Annotated in this window: 15 protein-coding genes; 7 read left to right on the forward strand and 8 right to left on the reverse strand. The window is 71.2% G+C overall.

Features of this window, described 5'->3' with window-relative positions; all coding sequences use genetic code 11:
* Positions 1–35 precede the first annotated feature (35 nt).
* Entirely contained in the window at positions 36–479 is a 444-nt protein-coding gene (locus AB0G10_RS11710; protein ID WP_360918904.1) for a hypothetical protein, read from the forward strand.
* A 178-nt stretch (positions 480–657) separates the two neighbouring features.
* Here the strand turns inward: AB0G10_RS11710 and AB0G10_RS11715 are convergent, their stop codons facing one another.
* Positions 658–1110 carry a PepSY domain-containing protein gene (locus tag AB0G10_RS11715; protein WP_360918906.1) on the reverse strand — a complete coding sequence of 151 codons (453 nt, stop codon included), beginning with the start codon at positions 1108–1110 and terminating at the stop codon, positions 658–660.
* Positions 1111–1286: 176 nt separating this feature from the next.
* Between AB0G10_RS11715 and AB0G10_RS11720 the strand changes: the two genes are divergently transcribed.
* The 6 genes from AB0G10_RS11720 to AB0G10_RS11745 all read left to right on the forward strand — a co-directional run bounded on the left by AB0G10_RS11720 (position 1287) and on the right by AB0G10_RS11745 (position 10423).
* Complete coding sequence (locus AB0G10_RS11720; protein WP_360918908.1) at positions 1287–3743, forward strand: PKD domain-containing protein; 2457 nt, start codon at positions 1287–1289, stop codon at positions 3741–3743.
* Positions 3744–3802: 59 nt separating this feature from the next.
* A complete protein-coding gene (locus AB0G10_RS11725) occupies positions 3803–4285 on the forward strand; it encodes a hypothetical protein (RefSeq protein WP_360918910.1) in 483 nt (160 codons plus the stop codon).
* 92 nt (positions 4286–4377) lie between these two features.
* Complete coding sequence (locus tag AB0G10_RS11730) at positions 4378–6630, forward strand: EAL domain-containing protein (protein WP_360918911.1); 2253 nt, start codon at positions 4378–4380, stop codon at positions 6628–6630.
* 87 nt (positions 6631–6717) lie between these two features.
* Positions 6718–7338: a TetR/AcrR family transcriptional regulator gene (locus AB0G10_RS11735; RefSeq protein WP_360918913.1), complete on the forward strand. Its 621-nt coding sequence runs from the start codon at positions 6718–6720 to the stop codon at positions 7336–7338.
* A 49-nt stretch (positions 7339–7387) separates the two neighbouring features.
* Positions 7388–8800: a patatin-like phospholipase family protein gene (locus AB0G10_RS11740; RefSeq protein ID WP_360918915.1), complete on the forward strand. Its 1413-nt coding sequence runs from the start codon at positions 7388–7390 to the stop codon at positions 8798–8800.
* Between the two features lie 6 nt (positions 8801–8806).
* The gene (locus tag AB0G10_RS11745; protein ID WP_360920712.1) at positions 8807–10423 is read left to right on the forward strand and encodes an acyl-CoA dehydrogenase family protein; all 1617 of its coding nucleotides are present in this window, start codon (positions 8807–8809) and stop codon (positions 10421–10423) included.
* 18 nt (positions 10424–10441) lie between these two features.
* Here the strand turns inward: AB0G10_RS11745 and AB0G10_RS11750 are convergent, their stop codons facing one another.
* The 7 genes from AB0G10_RS11750 to AB0G10_RS11780 all read right to left on the reverse strand — a co-directional run bounded on the left by AB0G10_RS11750 (position 10442) and on the right by AB0G10_RS11780 (position 17470).
* On the reverse strand, positions 10442–10828 hold the full coding sequence (locus AB0G10_RS11750; RefSeq protein ID WP_360918917.1) for a hypothetical protein: 387 nt from the start codon (positions 10826–10828) through the stop codon (positions 10442–10444).
* 9 nt (positions 10829–10837) lie between these two features.
* A complete protein-coding gene (locus tag AB0G10_RS11755; protein ID WP_360918919.1) occupies positions 10838–11815 on the reverse strand; it encodes an NAD(P)-dependent alcohol dehydrogenase in 978 nt (325 codons plus the stop codon).
* Positions 11812–12036 (reverse strand): helix-turn-helix transcriptional regulator, encoded by a 225-nt coding sequence (locus tag AB0G10_RS11760; protein ID WP_360918921.1) that lies wholly within the window; start codon positions 12034–12036, stop codon positions 11812–11814. Before AB0G10_RS11760 ends, AB0G10_RS11755 begins: the two co-directional genes overlap by 4 nt.
* A gap of 112 nt (positions 12037–12148) precedes the next feature.
* Positions 12149–12577 carry a hypothetical protein gene (locus AB0G10_RS11765; RefSeq protein WP_360918923.1) on the reverse strand — a complete coding sequence of 143 codons (429 nt, stop codon included), beginning with the start codon at positions 12575–12577 and terminating at the stop codon, positions 12149–12151.
* Positions 12578–12859: 282 nt separating this feature from the next.
* Positions 12860–14503 carry a phenylacetate--CoA ligase family protein gene (locus tag AB0G10_RS11770; protein WP_360918925.1) on the reverse strand — a complete coding sequence of 548 codons (1644 nt, stop codon included), beginning with the start codon at positions 14501–14503 and terminating at the stop codon, positions 12860–12862.
* A gap of 4 nt (positions 14504–14507) precedes the next feature.
* Positions 14508–16793 carry an ABC transporter permease gene (locus tag AB0G10_RS11775; RefSeq protein WP_360918927.1) on the reverse strand — a complete coding sequence of 762 codons (2286 nt, stop codon included), beginning with the start codon at positions 16791–16793 and terminating at the stop codon, positions 14508–14510.
* A complete protein-coding gene (locus tag AB0G10_RS11780) occupies positions 16790–17470 on the reverse strand; it encodes an ABC transporter ATP-binding protein (protein ID WP_360918929.1) in 681 nt (226 codons plus the stop codon). Before AB0G10_RS11780 ends, AB0G10_RS11775 begins: the two co-directional genes overlap by 4 nt.
* Between the last annotated feature and the right edge of the window lie 109 nt (positions 17471–17579).

The following is a 17579-nucleotide window of genomic DNA, read 5'->3' on the forward strand; positions in this document are numbered from 1 at the left end:
GCTCGGCTTAGCCGTGGCCGTCGCATAGTTCAGTGGTGCGAAGGTCTCTCATCGCGGCGGGCTGGCTGGTCGCCGTAGTCCTGGCGGTCCTGGTCGGCGTCGTCGGCATCAACCTGGTCGGCAGCGGTCTCACCGAGCGCCAGGCGACCCCGATGACCGAGGATCAGGTACGCCGTGAGCTGCGTGCCCTCACCTCCCCGTCACCAGGGGTCTCGTCGCCGTCCACACCCGCCGCCCCGACATCGCCGGCGTCGTCCTCACCACCACCGGCCGGCCGTTCCTTCACCACCGAGGGCGGCCTCGTCGTGGCCGACTGCACCCGCATCATCTCGATGGCCCCGGCCCAGGGCTGGTCGATCGGCGAACAGGACGACGACGAGGGCGAATTCCGCTCGGTCGACAACCCGGCCGTGATCCTCGACGTCGACCTCGAATGCGTGAACGGCCAGCCCGAGATCCTGGTCTCCCCCGGCGACTGACCGCCGCTCGACCACCTCGATCTCGATCGGCTCGGCCGAGAGCAGCAGGACGTCGCCGACCCCGGTACCCCAGCGCCTCGGTCACCCTGGTCCCCCACCTCGCGCACACGGTACGCGAGCGGTCCTCGTACCCAAAAAAGCGGCCGTTGGTCGGGAACCCACGGCCGATCGTCAAGCGTCAGTCGTCGTCGTTGTCGTCGTCCTTGTCATCGGCGTCGTCGTCCTGGTCGTCCGCGTCGTCGTCGTTGTCGTCGTCCTGCTCGGCGTCGTTGCGGAGGATCTCGCCGGTCGTGGCGTCGATGTCGAGGTCGTGCTCGGTGGCGCCGGCCTGCACCTCCACGTCCCAGATCTGCCGGCCGTTCTCGGTCTCGCGCTCGACGTCGTCCTCGACCACGCCACCCGGCACGGCGCCGAGGGCGATCTCCCGCGCCCGGGCCTCGGTGATCTCGGTGGTGCTGCCGGTCGACGCGGAGCCGGCGCTGGACGGCGCGGCGCTGGATGGGCCCACCGTCACCGAGGTGGACGGGCCCGGCGCTGAAGGACTGGGCGTGTCCATCGCCAGCGCCGTGCCGGTGATGCCGAGAGCGGCGAGCGTGCCGGCGGCCAGGACCACCGCGGACTTCTTGAGCATTTCGAAAACCTCCCGGTTCGTGATGACGTGACCACGATCGCCGGGAGACGGCTATGGGCGCGCTGCGTGATCGCTAAGACCGGGATAAGGAATGGCCTTATGGGCGCGCTCCCAAACCCGTAGACTCCGCCGTGCCATAGATCTACATCACTGTAATGCGGACCCACGGGGGATCCATGCATCGACAGTCCAGGAGCAGAATCGCCACAATCGCCGCCGCGTTCCTGCTGGTCGTGGCGTCGCCGACGCCGGCGCTCGCCGATCCGCCGCCGGCGCCCTCCACCGGCGAACCGGCATCCGAGAGCACCGGCGAACCGGCAGCCGAGAGCATCAAGGTCGGCTCCGGCCACGGCGCGAAGGTCAGCAAGCAGGAGCCGGCCGCGGGCAAGCCCTTCACCCAGGAGGAGATGGAGCGGAACGCGCTCGAGCGCGCCGTCGAGGAGGACCAGCTGTCCTACCGGGGGTCGGAGACGGTCGACCCGGAGCTGCAGCCGCGTACCGGCGCCCGCGCCGCCGCGGTGGACCTGCCGACCACGCCGCTCCCGAATGACGTGAGCGACTGCCTCGGCGCGAGCGGCGCGAACACGGTCGCCGGCCGGGTGCACAACCGATTCCTCTACTGCGTCAAACGTACGGTGGAGGTCGAGTACTGGGAGATCGACAACAAGGGTGTCCCGATCGAGGAGGAGGGCACCAGCACGATCGACGTCGAGGTGGTGGCGTACGGCAGCCACACCGGCCGGACGATCCGGGTGTTCTTCCGAACCGTCGCGGACAGCGCCTCGTACGATTGGGGCTTCATCGACAACCGGCTGAAGGCGCCGGACCAGAACCTCATGGTCGACGTCGAATGCCGCAACAACGGCCTCGAGGACCTGCGCTGCGGGCTCAGCCCCGGCCCGGAGATGCACACCTTCGAGGAGTGGGACGAGGGCCCGGACTGGAACCACTGGGACATCACCTCGGCGAAGCCGTCGGCGAGCGAGAACCCCGGTGACTTCGCGTGGATGCACGAGTGGCGGCTGTCGTTCGAGAGCGGCCCGGCCGACGAGTTCCGGACGGTCGATCCCGGCTACTCCGCGTTGCGGACGATCCGCTGCGACTCGGCCACCTACTTCAGCGGTCAGCCCGAGGCGTGCGTGTTCTACAACGTGGTGCCGCATCTGACGTACTCGACCAGCGACCCCGGCGTCGACGTGGTGGCCGAGCACATCAAGGAGGCGCAGGACAACCCGAACAACACCTTCCCGCTCGTGTCGCCGGTCCGGGACAAGGTGATCCCCGGCAAGTTCGTCGGTGATCCGGACGAGCAGCCGCTGCACCGGATCTCCAAGCACAGCACGCAGTACAACGACAACCGCGATCACAAGAACGGCGCCTGCTACGGCCGGGGCCCGCACGCAGCCCTCTACGCGGGGCTCGGGCTGCCGACGCGGCCGGTCAGCGGGCAGGACTGCGACGAGTACCCGTTCCGGTCCACCAAGGAGGGCGCGGCCAGCCCGGACTGGGACTTCTCGGTGCGCGCGCTGGACCGCGGCAAGAACCGGCGGGCCGGCAGCCGGCTCGGCGGCTACTACCAGGCCGACCGGATCCTGCACGACCGGGACAGGTTCTGGGTGGAGATCATCAGCGGTGGCGGGCCGTTCCCGACGCCCGGTGGCGCGGTCGTCGACGCCGGCCCGGACGTGTCCGGGGTCGAGGGCTCGCAGATCTACCTGGACGGCTCCGGCGACGCCGCCGAGGAGGACTCGCTGACCTGGACGATCGACGGACCCTGCTCGTTCGCCGACGCGCACGCGGCCACCACGTACGTGACCTGCGCCGACGACGGCGTCTTCACCGCGACGCTGACCTCGGACGACGGCTCGGACGAGGCGGTCAGCGACGACACGACCGTCACGGTCGGCAACGCGCCGCCGGTGCTGACGCTGAACGGCCCGGACCCGTGGCAGCTGTTCAAGGTCGGTGACACGGTGACCGTCGACGCCACGTTCACCGACGCCGGCGCGAACGACACGCACACCTGCGCGATCGGCTGGGACGACGGCACCGACGACTCCTACGGCGCGAGCGCCGGGTCCTGCGGGCGGACCCATCGCTTCACCCGGGCCGGCATGTTCACGCTGAACGTCGCGGTGACCGACGACGACGGCGCGAGCGACAGCGCCTCGGTGATGATCGTGGTCTACGACCCGGCGGCCGGGTTCGTCAACGCGAACGGCTCGGTGCCGTCGCCGGCCGGCTCCTACGGCGCCGCGTCCGGGGACGGGTACTTCCACCTCGCGGCCCGGTACTACAACGACCGGGTGCCGACCGGCGAGGCCCGGGCCTGGCTCAACGACGCCGGGTTCCGCTTCGGCACGGTCGGCGACGCCAGCCTGGAGTGGCTGGTCGTCACCCCGGACCGCAGGATCGCCGCGAAGGGGACCGGGCTCGTCGACGGGCGCCGGCACGGCTTCGTCTTCTACGGGTACGACGAACCCGACCGCTTCCGTATGGTGGTCTGGGATCTGACGACCGGCAGCTACCCCGGCTCGGTGACGGTCTATGACAACCAGCGCGGCGCCGGCTACGACGTCGACGTGGCCGATCCGCGGGCGCTGACCTCGGGCATCGTCACCATCCAGCGTTGACGACCGATCGTGTGCCGGGTGGGCCGCCCCCGCCCGGCACACCGGTTTGGAGGAGTTCCGTGGACCCCATAGCCGTACGGACGCTGAGCGTCCCCGTCGAGAACGGCCAGTTCCACCTCGGCGGCGACGGCGACCCGGACGCGCTGGAACGCGCCTTCGACGAGGCCGTCGCGTCCGGCCGCTTCGTCGGCACGGCCGGCGGCGTCGTCGCGGTCGCCACCCCGGCCGAGGACTCGGCCGGCACCCCGATCACCGTCGAGCTGTGGGCCGCCGAGATGGTCGACGACACGTGGGACCACGAGGTCGACATCGATCTCGACGTCCCCGGCGACGGCCTCGCGGTCCGCACCACGGCCGGCGACGACGACGTGGTGCCCGAGGTGCCGGCCGGTCCCTACCGCGCCCGCATCTCGGGCCGCGGCTTCGCCCCGCTCGGCGAGGGGGACGGCGACGACGAGGAATACCGCATCCGTCTCTGGCCCCGCAGCGCGCGGCAGGCCCCGCAGGTCCGCCGCAGCTGGCCGGGCTGGGCCGACTACTGAGGCATCGGCCGGCCAACCGGCAACCCGACTGCACCACCGTTGCGGTGCGGCAAACGCTTTGAATCGGAAAGGCCGGACCGATGTGACATCACGTGCGCCCCTTCGCCAGCCTGAGACGTGATCCCGTCCTGCTGACCCTGCTCGGGATCACCCTGATCGGTTCCGGACTGTTCTTCGTCTTCGCCGGGAACGCCGACGCGCAGACACGGATCTACTGGGGCGTCCAGGTCCCGCTCGACGCCGCTCTCGCGCTCGGCGGCTGGCGTCTGCGCGGTCTCGCGCACGTCCGCTACCGCCGCTTCTGGTCGATGATCGCCTTCGCCGGCGCATCCTTCACAGTGGGCGACACCTACCACTTCCTGACCACCCTGCTCGCGCCCGGCACCCCGTCGCTGACCGGCGGCAGCGTGCAGACGGTGTTCTTCGCGATCGGGATGAGCAGCAACGTCATCGCCTGCCTGATCTTCCCGCAGGGGCTGCGCAGCCGCCGCGAGCGGTTCGTCTTCTGGCTCGACGCCACCACCGTGCTGGTCGGCGGCGGCGTGGTGGCCTGGTGCTTCGCGTTCAATCCGATCGCCAGCGTGCACGTCGACCGGGTCAACGCCAGCGTGACCGCCGCGCTCGTGCTCGTCGCCACCTTCTCCGCCACCAAGGTCGCGCTGATCAAGTCGCCCCCGATGGCGCGGATCGCCGCCTGGCCGATGGTCAGTGCCGCGATGGTCCAGGGCGTCAGCACGTTCCTGCCGGGCGATTTTCAGGGCACCGAGCATGCGTACGTCTTCGTCATCAGGCTGCTCCCTTCCGTCCTCATCGCGATCGGACCCTGGATCCAGGTCGTGCTGATCCGTATCGGGGCGATCCAGGACGCGCCGAAGCGCCGGCCGTACAGCCTGCTCCCGTACGGCATGATCGCCGTGACGTTCGTGGTGTTCTTCCTGATGCTCCCGGACACCGCGACCTCCCAGCTCGTCGGCGCCACCGTCGGCGTCGTCGTGATCACCTGCCTGGTCGCCGGGCGCCAGCTCGTCGCGTTCCACGACAACATGCAGCTGATCGGCCGGCTCGACGCCGCGAACGCGACCGACGCGCTCACCCTGCTCGCCAACCGCACCCACTTCAGCGAGGAGATCCCCCGCCTGCTGACCCCCGGGTCGTCGATGCTGCACATCGACCTCGACGACTTCAAGGAGATCAACGACACGATGGGGCACGCGGCCGGCGACACCCTGCTGGTCGCGGTCGCCGAGCGGCTGCGCGCCGCCGTCCGCCCCGGTGACCTGGTGTCCCGGCAGGGCGGCGACGAGTTCGCCATCCTGCTGCCCGGCGCCGGCCCGGACGACGCCGCCCTGATCGCCGAGGAGATCCAGCGCCGGCTCGCCGTGCCGCTGGAGATCCAGCAGCACACCGTGGTGACCCGGGCCAGCATCGGCATCGCCCCGGCGCAGCCCGGCGACGAGCCGTCCGCGCTGCTCAGCACCGCCGACATCGCCATGTACGAGGCGAAGCGCCGGGGCAAGGGCATCTGGGTGCACTACACCGACGAGATGGGCGCCCGGATCAACGCCGAGGCGGTCCTGATCCGGGAGATGGCCCAGGCCATCGAGAACGAGGAGTTCTCCCTCGTCTACCAGCCCATCGTGCGCCTGGCCGACGGCCGGATCACCGGTGTCGAGTCGCTGATCCGCTGGAACCACCCGACCCGCGGCACGGTGCCGCCGGTCGAGTTCATCCCGCTCGCCGAGCGGACCGGCCAGATCGTGCCGATCGGCCTGTGGGCGCTGCGTACGGCGTGCCGGCAGGGCGCCGCGTGGCAGCTCACCGAGCCGGAGGCCGCCCACATGTCGGTCGGCGTCAACGTGGCCGGCCGCCAGCTGCGCACCCCCGGGTTCGTGGCGGACGTGGCCGCCGTGCTCGCCGAGACCGGCCTGCCCGCCGGCAACCTCACCATCGAGGTGACCGAGACGGCCGTCCTCGACGACGAGGAGTCGAACCAGGCCCTGATCGGGCTCCGCGCGCTCGGCGTGAAGCTGGCCCTCGACGACTTCGGCACCGCCGCGTCGTCGCTCGGCCTGCTGCTCACCACCCCGGTCACCTCACTGAAGCTGGACCGCTCCTTCGTCGAGTCGATCACCACGGTGGGCCGGCAGTCGGCCGTCGCCACGGCGGTCAGCCAGATGGCGCAGGCCCTCGAGTTCTCCTCGGTGGCCGAGGGCATCGAGACCGAGGAGCAGCAGGACCTGATCAAGAAGCTGGGCTACGAGTACGGGCAGGGCTACCTCTACTCCCGTCCGGTCCCGGCCGGCCGGATCGCCGAACTGTGGGCGGCGGCGCGGGTGCCGCTGTAGAAAGCGCGGGACTTCCCGCTTGTTCTGAACCGTGGTTCAATCCTTGGGTTGGGTTGAATCCGGATTCATAGCTTGGGGGTCGGCAGGATGCCGTATCGGCAGACCGCACTGACCAGGAAGAACGCATCGGAGAAGCGGGAGTCGCTGCTGCGCGCCGCGCGAGGGCTGGTCGCCGCCGACGGGTTCAAGGCGGCCACCGTCGCCGCCATCGCGGCGCGGTGCTCGGCCAGCGTCGGGTCGGTGTACTCGTATTTCGACAGCCGCGACCGGCTGCTCGCCGAGGTGTTCCGCAGCGCCGCGAACCACGAGATCGACATCGTGCGGGAGGCGGTGGCGGACAGCGGGCAGCAGGCGAGCGACCGCATCGGCGAGCTGGTGCGGATCTTCAGCGGGCGGGCGCTGCAGGGCCGGCGAATGGCGTGGGCGCTGCTGTTCGAGCCGGTCAGCCCGGTCGTCGAGGAGGAGCGGCTGGTCTACCGGCGGTCCTACACCGAGATCGGCGAGCAGATCATCCGGGACGGGCTGGGGCGCGGGGAGTTCGTGCCGCAGGACGCGCGGCTCGCCGCCTCCGCCGTGATGGGTGCCGTGTCGGAGGCCCTGGTCGGGTGGATCCGGCCGGAGAGCCCGCAGCCGTCGCCGGCCGAGCAGTCCGACGTGATCGACGGGATCCGGTTGTTCTGCTTCCGGGCGCTGGGGGTGGCCCGATGACGCCGTCCCTCGCCGTCTTGTTCTGCTTCCGGACGCCGGGGGTGGGCCGATGACGCCGTCCCTCGCCGTCGCCCGGCGCGTCCTCGCCGACCAGTCGGTCACGCGGATGCTCGGCACCCGGCTCGTGTCGTTCGGCGAGGGCAGCGCCGTGGTCGAACTTGACGTCCGTCCGGAGATCACCAACCATCACGGGGCCGTGCACGGCGGCATCATCGCCTACGCCGCGGACACCGCTCTCGCGTTCGCGGGCGGGGCCGCCCTCGGCCCCGATGTCGTGACGTCGGGGCTGTCCATCGACTATCTGGCGCCGGCGCGGGGTGTCACCCTGCGGGCGCACGGCATGGTGCTCAGCTCGTCGGGGCGGCGGGCGGCATGCCGCTGCGAGCTCCACACGATCGACGAGGAGGGGGTCGCCACGCTCGTGGCCGTAGCGCAGGGGACCATCGCGGCGCCTTCTCCTCCTTCCCCATCTTCCTCCTCCCCCGCGCGTACTACCTTCTCGCCCGATTTTTCGGATAAGTCACCCGCAGCCGCACGCCGCCTCCCTCGGCAGCCGACCGTCCATGAGGTGCTGCTCGAGAGGCGCCGCACCGGGAACCTCGACGACGGCGCCACGGTGGCCCTCGTCGTCGAGGGTGGTGGCATGCGCGGCATCGTCTCCGCCGCGATGGCCGCCGTCCTCGAGCAGGAGGGCGTCCTCCCCACGATCGACCTGATCGTCGGCACGTCCGCAGGCGCCGTGAACGCGGCCGCCCTCGCCGTAGGCAACGCGAGCGCGATGGCCGACTCGTACGCCGAGGTCTTCTCCTCCCCCGAGTTCATCGACGTGCGGCGGATCGCGCGCGGCCGCCCGGTCATCGACGGCGCCCGGATCGTCGGCCGGGTCGACGAGCTCTTCGGCGTGAGCGCCGCCGCCGCATCGCCGTGGCGGAACCGGCTCGCCATGGTCGCCACCGACGTGGACACCGGCCGGGCCGCGGCGCTGACCGATTTCGCCGATCGCGCCGACCTGATCGGCAGCATCCACGCGTCCGGCCTGCTGCCGATGCTGGCCGGCGAACCGGTGACGCTGCGTGGCCGGCGCTGGCTCGACGGCGGGATCGTCGAGGCCGTGCCGGTGCTGACCGCGGCGTCGCTCGGCGCGACCCACGCGATCGTGCTCGCGACCCGGCCGCCCGGCACGCAGCCCGCCTACGGCGCCACCGACGTGGTGGCCGAGCGCTACCTGCGGCGCCTCAATCCGGAGCTCGCGGCCGCCTATCGCGGGCGTCCGCACCGCTATCGGGAAACCCTTCAACAGGTACGGGACGGCCGCTGCCACGGGGTGTCGACCGTCGCGCTGACCCCCCGTACGAATGATCCTTTGCCGTCACGCCTGGAGCGTGACCAGACCGCCCTGCGTGCCGCGCGCGCTGCCGCCGCGGAAGCGGCACGGCAGCAGCTCGCCTTCCTGCTCTCCTAAGGAGCGATCGTGACACACGAGGTCCTCAACCAGGCGCCGCCGCGGGCCGATCTCAACGAATACCTGGTCAACCCGGCTTTGACCGAGGCCGTGAAGCGCTACGACGCGCAGTGGGCGACCGCGCGCCTGACCGAGGTCGGCGCGCTGGTGGGGCAAGCCGACTTCCAGCGCGACGCCGAGCTCGCCAACGTCAACCCGCCGATCTTTTCCAGTCACGACCGGTGGGGCAACCGGGTCGACGAGGTGGCGTTCCACCCGGGCTATCACCGCATCATCGGCGCCGCCGTCGAGCACGGCGCGCACACGAGCTGCTGGTCCGAGCCGAGGGCGGGCGCGCACGTGGCCCGGGCCGCGACCTTCATGCTGTTCGCGCAGGTCGAACCGGGTCACGCCTGCCCGGTGAGCATGACGCACGCGGTCGTCCCGTCGCTGCGATTCACGCCCTCGCTGGCGTCGGAATGGCTTCCCCGGGTGTATTCGCGGGTCTACGACCCGCAATTGCGGGAGGCCAAGGCCTCCGCATTGTTCGGCATGGCGATGACCGAGAAACAGGGCGGTTCAGATGTACGGGCGAACAGCACTCGCGCCTCTTCGTCGGGTGACGGGACCTGGCGGCTGACCGGTCACAAGTGGTTCTGTTCGGCCCCCCAGTCGGACGCGTTCCTGGTGCTGGCGCAGGCGCCCGGCGGGCTCAGTTGTTTCCTCGTTCCGCGGGTGCTCCCGGACGGTTCCCGCAACGTGTTCCGCATCCAGCGCCTCAAGGACAAACTCGGCAACAAGTCGAACGCGTCCTCCGAGATCGAACTGGACGGCACCGTCGGCTGGCTCCTCGGTGAGCAGGGCCGCGGCGTCCGGACGATCATCGAAATGGTGGCGCAGACGCGTCTCGACTGCGTTCTCGGCAGCGCCGCCGGAATGCGCCAGTCGGTCGCCGAGGCGGCCTGGCACGTGCGGCACCGCAGCGCATTCGGCGCGCTGCTGATCGACCAGCCGGCAATGACGGCGGTCATCGCCGATCTGCAACTGGAGGCGGAGGCGGCGACCTGGACGGCGCTGCGGTTGGCGGCCGCCTACGACGGTTCGTCGGACGAGGATGTCGCCTTCCGCCGGCTGGCGACGGCGGTGGCGAAGTACTGGGTGTGCAAACGCGGCCCGAACCACGCCTACGAGGCTCTGGAATGCCTCGGCGGAAACGGTTACACGGAGGGTTTCCCGCTGGCGCGCCGCTATCGGGAACAGCCGGTCATGGCGGTCTGGGAGGGTTCGGGGAACGTGATCGCCCTGGACGTGCTCCGGGCCATGGCGCGCGAACCGGCGTCGGTCGAGGCCGTCGATCGGGAGCTGGCGTCGGCGCGGGGCGTGCACCCGGCCTACGACGCGCACGTGACCGCCACCCGCAAGCTGGTCGCCGGGGTGGCCCGCGATCCGGGCTCGGCCGCAGGTCACGCCCGCCGGGTCGTGGAGGCGCTGGCGCTCGGCCTGCAGGCGGCGGTGCTGATCAGGGAGGCGCCGGCGGCGGTGGCGGACGGGTTCGTGGCGGCGCGGCTGGGGGCGGATCGGAGTCTGGAGTACGGCGCCCTCGACACCGGACTGGATCTGGCGCGGATCGCCGCGCGGGCGTGATCTCTCAGTCCCGGTTCCTCATTCCGCCGGCGTCAGGATGTAGGAACAGCAGAGATCGGTCAGCAGGGCGATCCGGAGCTGGAGGGCGTCGTCCAGACCCTCCAGCTCCACGTCGACGAGCACCGCCTCCTCCTCCGCCGCGGCGAGGTGCAGCTCGACCCGCTGCTCCCCCGCCATGACTACCGTCAGCCAGCGGTTCTCATCCGCGTCGGAGTCGTTCAAGCCGGCCGTCGCCGCGTCGAGATCGAGACCGAATCGGATCAGCTCGGCGATCGACTCGAGGAACGGCCCCACGTTCGCGCGCCGGATCCAGCCGTGCATGGTCCCGCCCGTCTGCGCGTCATCCTCGGAATCGGCGGGCTCGGAGCCGTCCCGGCGACCCGCGCCATTCGCGTGAAGAGGCATCGGCGCAGACTACCGGCGTACCGAAACAATGATCTTTCCGGTGGCGTGCCCCTCCTCCAGATAGCGCATCGCGTCGGCCGCCTCCGCCAGCTCATACGTGCGCCCGACCACCGGCGTGATCTCCCCCGCCTCCAGCAGCCGGGTCAGTTCGTCGAGATCGGCGTGGTGCTCCCGCGCGGTGACGCCGGCGAGCCGCGCCCGCCCGAACGGCGAGATCAGCGGCGCCGCCATCTGCCGGCCGAAGCCGCCGAGCACGGCGCCCTTCGCGTGGCCGCCGCCGACCAGCGCGATCACCCCGTCCGGCGTGATCACCCGGCGCAGCAGCGACAGCGGGCGATTCCCGGCGGTGTCGATGATCGCGTGGTGGTGAACACCCGACGAGTCGATCTCGCGCTGACTGTAATCGATCACCTCGACGGCCCCGAGCGACCGCACCAGGCTGACCTTGGAGGGACCGCAGACGCCGGTCGGCAGGGCGCCGCGCTGCTTGACCAGCTGGACGGCGTAGCTGCCGACGCCGCCGCCCGCGCCGATCACGAGAACGCGCTGGCCGGCCCGCACCCGCGCATCCTTGACAGCCTTCAAGGCGGTGACCGCGGAGATCGGCACGGCGGCCGCCTGATCGAACGTCAGATTCGCCGGCATCCGCGCCAGCCGCCGCTCGCGGGCCCGCGTGAACTGGGCGAACGTCCCGCTCTCGGCCGTGCCGTACACCTCGTCGCCGGGCCGGAACCGGGTGACGCCGTCGCCGACCGCACTCACCACGCCGGCGACCGCCCTGCCGAGCACCGGGTTGCGCGGGCGCCTGATCCCGGAGGCGAGCCGCACCGCGAGCGGACGCCCCGTCATCATGATCCACACGCCCGGGTCGACGCCCGCCGCGTGCACCTCCACGAGCACCTCGCCGGCGCCGATCCGCGGCACGTCGACGTCCCGGAGCGCCAGGTTCTCGGCTGATCCGTATCGGTCTGATGCGATGGCCTTCACTGTGACTCCCCGGGGTATTGGAAGACGTCGTCGAGCGGAACGCCGAACACTCTCGCGATCTTGAACGCGACCTCGAGGGACGGCGAATATCTACTCTGTTCGATGGCGATCAGCGTCTGCCGCGTCACACCGACGCGCTCGGCGAGCTCGGCCTGGGTCATCTCGCCCTGCGCCGATCGCAGCGCCCGGATCCGATTGGTGACGAGCGTCGGCTTCACCATTGCGACGCCTCATCAGGCGTCATCACCGCAGCGCGCGCACGCGGTCTCACCATCGCGGCATGCCCGGGTGGCCTCCCACGCGGCCTCATCACTGCGGCACGCCCACGCGGCCTCACCATCGCGGCATGCCCACGCGGTAGACGACGACCTTGGCCACTCCGCCGACGATCGCCGACAGGGCAAAGCCGAGATAGATGACGTTGGCGGTCCAGAACCGATCCGTTTCGGTCATGGCCAGGACCATCCCGGCGAGCCCACCGATCACCACGAACGCCTGCCCGACCCGGTCGCCGAGCCGTCCGATCTCGCGGTCCCGCTCGTCACCGCCGCGTCCATCCCGGGGCGTCCGCGCAGCCAGGGCGATCTCCAGCCCGGCCGAGGCGACGATCGCCGCCACCGCCGAGAGGATCAAGACCCATGCGTACGCCATCCCGCCCGCTGGCTGCCCGATCCCCCGACCGACAACGATCACCAGATAGACCCCATAGGCGACGACAGCGGCGCCCAGGCGGATCCACGACCGTTTCTCCTCGTACGACACGGCTCCAGCCCTCTGTCATGTAAAGAATCTTTGACAGGCACGAGCGTAGCACCGATGTACAAAATTTTTGACATGCCGTGGTGCGCTGTAACGCTGCGTCAGCGTTGCAGATGGCGAAGGAACGGGCGCGATTTCGCACTTAGCGGGTCAGTGGCGGCGCGGGGAGGATGGCTGTGCTGGCGTTTCACCGGCACTGTCCTATTCGCCGAGAGGGAAGGAGACGCTTATCGGCATGCACAACGCGTCCGGAGTCCTCTCCGCACCCATGACCGAGCGTGGCCGCTAGCGCCGGGTGTATCGATGCTTCACGCCCGGCGGAAAGTGTTCCGGGTCGCCGGCGGGGCGCAGTTCGATCTCGGGCAGTTGATAGGCCTCGGGGACGTAGTGGGCGAACTCGCTGTTGAGCCGGAGCAACTCGGCCCGGATCGAGGTGGCCACTGTCTCCGCCAGCGCGGTGGAGGCAGCGACGCCCGGGGCCAGCTCGACGACGACGCGCAGACGCCTGTCCCGGTCCTCGGTCTCCACGCTGCTCAGGACGAACTTGCCGGTCACCCGATCGGCCACCGAGGGACGTTCCAGCCCGACGGTCACGTTCTCCGGATACACGTTCGCGCCGAAGAATGAGACGGTGAAGAGCGACCGGCCGAACACCCAGACGAAGGGCAGCTCAGGCCCTTCCCCGGGCTCGAAGCCGTGCGCCCGGCACAGGGCGACGAGGTCGGCATGCGAGACAAGCCCACCTTCGTCGGCGATGTGGTACCGCATGAGCGGCACCGCACCATCCGCCGTGAAGGCGAGCGTCGGCGTGCCGGCCGGCGAGGAAAAATCGGGCGACACGGCACCGCCCGCAGCGGAACCGTCCGCGGCCGACGCCACCATCGGCGTGTCAGGCGACGAGGGCGACTCGGTCTCCGTCGCCGCGGAGTCCACCGTCGAGGTGCCGGCAGCCGCGGGCTGCCCGGACGACGCAGGCTGCCCGGACGACGCAGGCTGCCCGGACGGCGCAGGCGGCGCGGGCGACGGGGACGGATCGGGAAGGGAGGGGATCGATTCGAAGAAGCGCGTGCGGGGGTCGTACTGGACCAGCGTCGGCAGGCGGGACTCGCCGAAAAGGGTCTGCGCCACGGCCGGATTGGCGGCCAGGAAGCGTCGGATCCGGACGCTGAGCGGGGTCTCGTTGCCCAGGACGCCGGCGTCGGCGGTGCCGTAGAGCGAGGCCACGTCCGTGGTCACGTCGCGGATGGCGGCCCGGGCGCCGACGAGGTCACGCCACTGTTCGCTGAAGACCTCGCCGGCCAGGACGAGCTTGAGGTGATAGGGCGCCCAGTCGGTGCCCGCGTCGATGACGTTCTTGAGGAAGGGGGGATAGCCGAGGAGGACCACCTGGTCGAAGTACGGGCCGAGCTCGGCCACCACACGCAGGATCTCGGGCACGTCGTTGCCGGGCGTCGCCACCGTGAGGGGGTACCCCTTCGCGGCCAGGTGACGGCAGGCGGCGGTCGTGTACATCCCGCCCACCCAGTTGCCGAGGGCGAAACAGACGACCGCCAGCGTGCTCCGCGAGCCCGCCTGGAAGCCGTCGGCGAAGACCTGTTCGAAGCGGGCGGTGACGGCCTGCTCGTCGGCGATCGACCGGGGCCACACCGTCGGCCTGCCGGACGATCCCGACGAGACCGCCACCACGTCACCACTGGTCAGCGTGCCGCCGTGACAGCGCGACGGTAGATCGTACGAAAGGTGGTAATTGTCTTTGCTCATGAGTGGCACTCGGGTGAGCGAAGTGATCAGCCCGGGATCGATGCCGCGCGCCTCGAGGAAGTCGCGGTAGGCGGGCACGCCGGACGCCATGCGGCGGAAGAGCGCGAGCGGATCGAGGGCGGGAGCACCGCCGGAGAGGTCGTCCCGCGATCCCGGAGGGTGAGGCATGCCGTCATTCTGCGCGCAACGCGGCCGACGCACGGGCGCGTGCTGCCCAGCTCCCCGGAACGAGCGCGCCCAGAGCCGCCAGGACGATGCCGCACGCCCCGAGAGCCACCAGCGTCCACGGTTCGTACACGTCCAGGATCGACTGCGGGAGCACCAGGCCCGCCGACCCTGCCATGACCGGAAGAGCCCACCCATGAAGAGCAAAGCCCAAGGGTACGGCGAGAGCGCCGCCCACCAAGCCGATGACCGTGACCGAGCTCAGCACCAGCACGCGCACCTGGCCCGGGGTCATCCCGACCGATTTCAACACCCCGATCTCGTGTACCCGCTCGCGCGTGGTGAGCATGACCGTGTTGAGGACGCCGAGTCCCGCGACGGTGGTGAGCAGCACGGTCAGCGTGGCGATCAGGCCGATCATCACGGCGACCACCTCGTTCTCCTGCGTCTCGGCGCTGAGCTGGGCGTCCGCCTCGAGGCCGGTGAGCGCCGAGCGCAGCTGCTCGATGTACGCCCGATGGTCCGTGCCCGGGGCCAGCCCGACGTCGAAGATCTGCGGCGTGACGCCGGGCAGGCCGGCCATGTCCATGAGGATGGTGGCGTCGGAGCCGTTGCTGAAAACCTGACCGACAATGGTCACCTTCTGCCCGGTGCCCAGGGTGATCGTGTCGCCGACTTCGGTGCCGGTCAGCGCCAACATCCGCGAGCCCGCGACCGCCTCGGTCGCGCCGGTGTACCAGCGTCCCCGCAGCAGCGGATACCCGGCCCACGAGGCGTCCCCCTGGTACGCGCGGACGGCCAGCGGCTCGGTGTAGCCGATCATCGTGGTGTCCTGCTCGGTCTCGCCGGCGACATGCGTCGTGCCCGGTTGCGCCTCGATGATCTTCCGGACCGCGGCGGTGTCGGCGGTGCCCGGGGCCCACCCCTGCGGCCTCGGACCGGCGGGGTGCATGCCGACCCGCACTGGGACGGCGTCGAGCCGGCTGCCCATCGAGGCGACCCGGGTCAGCGACGCGGCGAGGCCGGTCGCGAAGACCACGGTGGTCACGCCGAGCAGCACCGCCACGACGGTGACGGCGCTGCGGGCGGGCCGGGCGAACGGTGTGCCGAGTCCGAAACCGATCGCGCGAGGCAGGGGCAGGGCGGCGAGTGCCCGGCGGATCCGGACGCCGCGGTCGCCGGTCGGCGCGCGTCCCACAGTGATCGCCCGGACCGCGGAGAGCCGGCCGGCCCGCAGCGCCGGACCGGCAGCGGCGAGCGTGACCAGCAGGACCACGCCCGCCAGGACGAGCGCGTCCACCGTGAGCGGCACCGACGGCGCGCCGGTCACCTGATAGGCGTCGCTGGTCTGCCGCAGCAGCGGGACGGCAGCGAGGTGACCGATAGCCACGCCGAGCAGGCCGGCCGGGACGCAGACGATCAGCACCTGACCGCAATAGATCGCGGTGATCTGGGCCGGGGTGAAGCCGAGCGACTTCTGGACGCCGATCGTGCGGAACCCGGCCACGACCGCGCCCGCCACCACGTTGACGACGATCAGCACGGAGAGGAGGAGACCCAGGACGGCGAACGCGACGACGAACGGCACGAAGGTGCGGATCACGCCTTCCACCTCGGTCCTCACGGCCAGCCAGGTGGTCGAGCCCACGCCCGGCAGCCCGGCCGTGACCCGGTCGACGGCCGCGTCCGGGTCGGCCGGGTCGGCGAAGCGGTAGAGCATCTGCCGGTGGTCGCCGGTCAGCACGTCGTCCTGGCCGGGCCAGACCCAGGCCGCGGCGGTGGAGGTCGCCGACGAGGCGATGCCCACGACGGTGAGCCGCGCCCGGTCGCCGACCGTCACGGTGTCGCCGACCTTCCACTCCATCCGGCCCCGGCCGGCCGTGTCCCGGCTCAGGACGATCTGTCCGGGACCGGTCAGCCAGGCGCCGCCGGTGACCTCGAGCCGGTCCACCGTGGTGTCCGCGTCCGCCCGGCCGACGACGGGTCCGGGCGGCCGGTCGCCGTGCTCGCCGCCGAGCGCGGCGTCCACGGTCCGGAACGGGCCGGCCGCCCCCGTGACGCCGGTCCGTTCCGCGCTCGCTGCCAGTTCCTCTCCCCCGCCCTCGAACGTCACCGCGGCGTGCGCGCCGTTCTGCCGGGCGAACGCCGCGTCGAACGGCGCACTCGACGCGATCATGAGGCCGAGCGCGAGCACGCCGGTGGCCGCCGACAGCAGCACGACGGCGCCCACGACCAGGCTCTGCATCCTCCGGCGCCGGACGGCGGCCGCCGCGGCGCGCAGCACGGCCCTCATGCCGTCACCCGCTCGCGGAGATGCCCGTCGCGGACGTCGACGATCCGGGTGGCGCAGCCGCGCGCCAGCTCGGCGTCGTGGGTGACCAGCAGGACCGTCTGCCCGCCCCTATTGAGGTCCCGCAGCAGCTCCATGACCTGCCGACCGGCGGCCGCGTCGACCGCGCCGGTGGGCTCGTCGGCGAGCAGCAGCCGCGGCCGGTTGACCAGGGCCCGCGCCACGGCGACGCGCTGCCGTTCCCCGCCGGACAGCTTCGCCGGGTAGGCGCCGGCCCGGCTCGCCAGCCCGAGACTGCCGAGCAGGTCGTCGGCGCGGGCCAGCGCGGCCCGCCGGCTCATCCCGGCCAGCTGGGCGGGCAGCACCACGTTCTCCCGGGCGGTCAGCTCGTCGAGCAGGTGGAAGAACTGGAAGACGATCCCGATGCCGGTGCGGCGGTGCCGGGCCAGGGCTGTCTCGGACAGCCGGTTGAGCACGGTACCGTTCACGACCACCTCCCCGGACGACGGCCGGTCGAGGCCGGCGACCAGGTTGAGCAGGGTGGACTTGCCGCTGCCGGACGGGCCCATGACGGCCACCGCCTCACCCTCGGCAACGGTCAGGTCGACGTGGTCGAGGGCGGGCGGGCCGGCGCTCTCATAGTGTTTGGTGACGGCCTGGAGGCGTACGAAATCAGTCATGGACCGGGACGCTAGGCCCGGCCATGGGAGACGCGGATCGGGCGCGAGACGGTCTTTCGGCGGCCCCGTCATCCACGGGATCTACGACCCTGGTCCGATGCCACGGTGG

The organism is Actinoplanes sp. NPDC023714 (assembly GCF_040639855.1).
Taxonomy (GTDB): Bacteria; Actinomycetota; Actinomycetes; order Mycobacteriales; family Micromonosporaceae; genus Actinoplanes.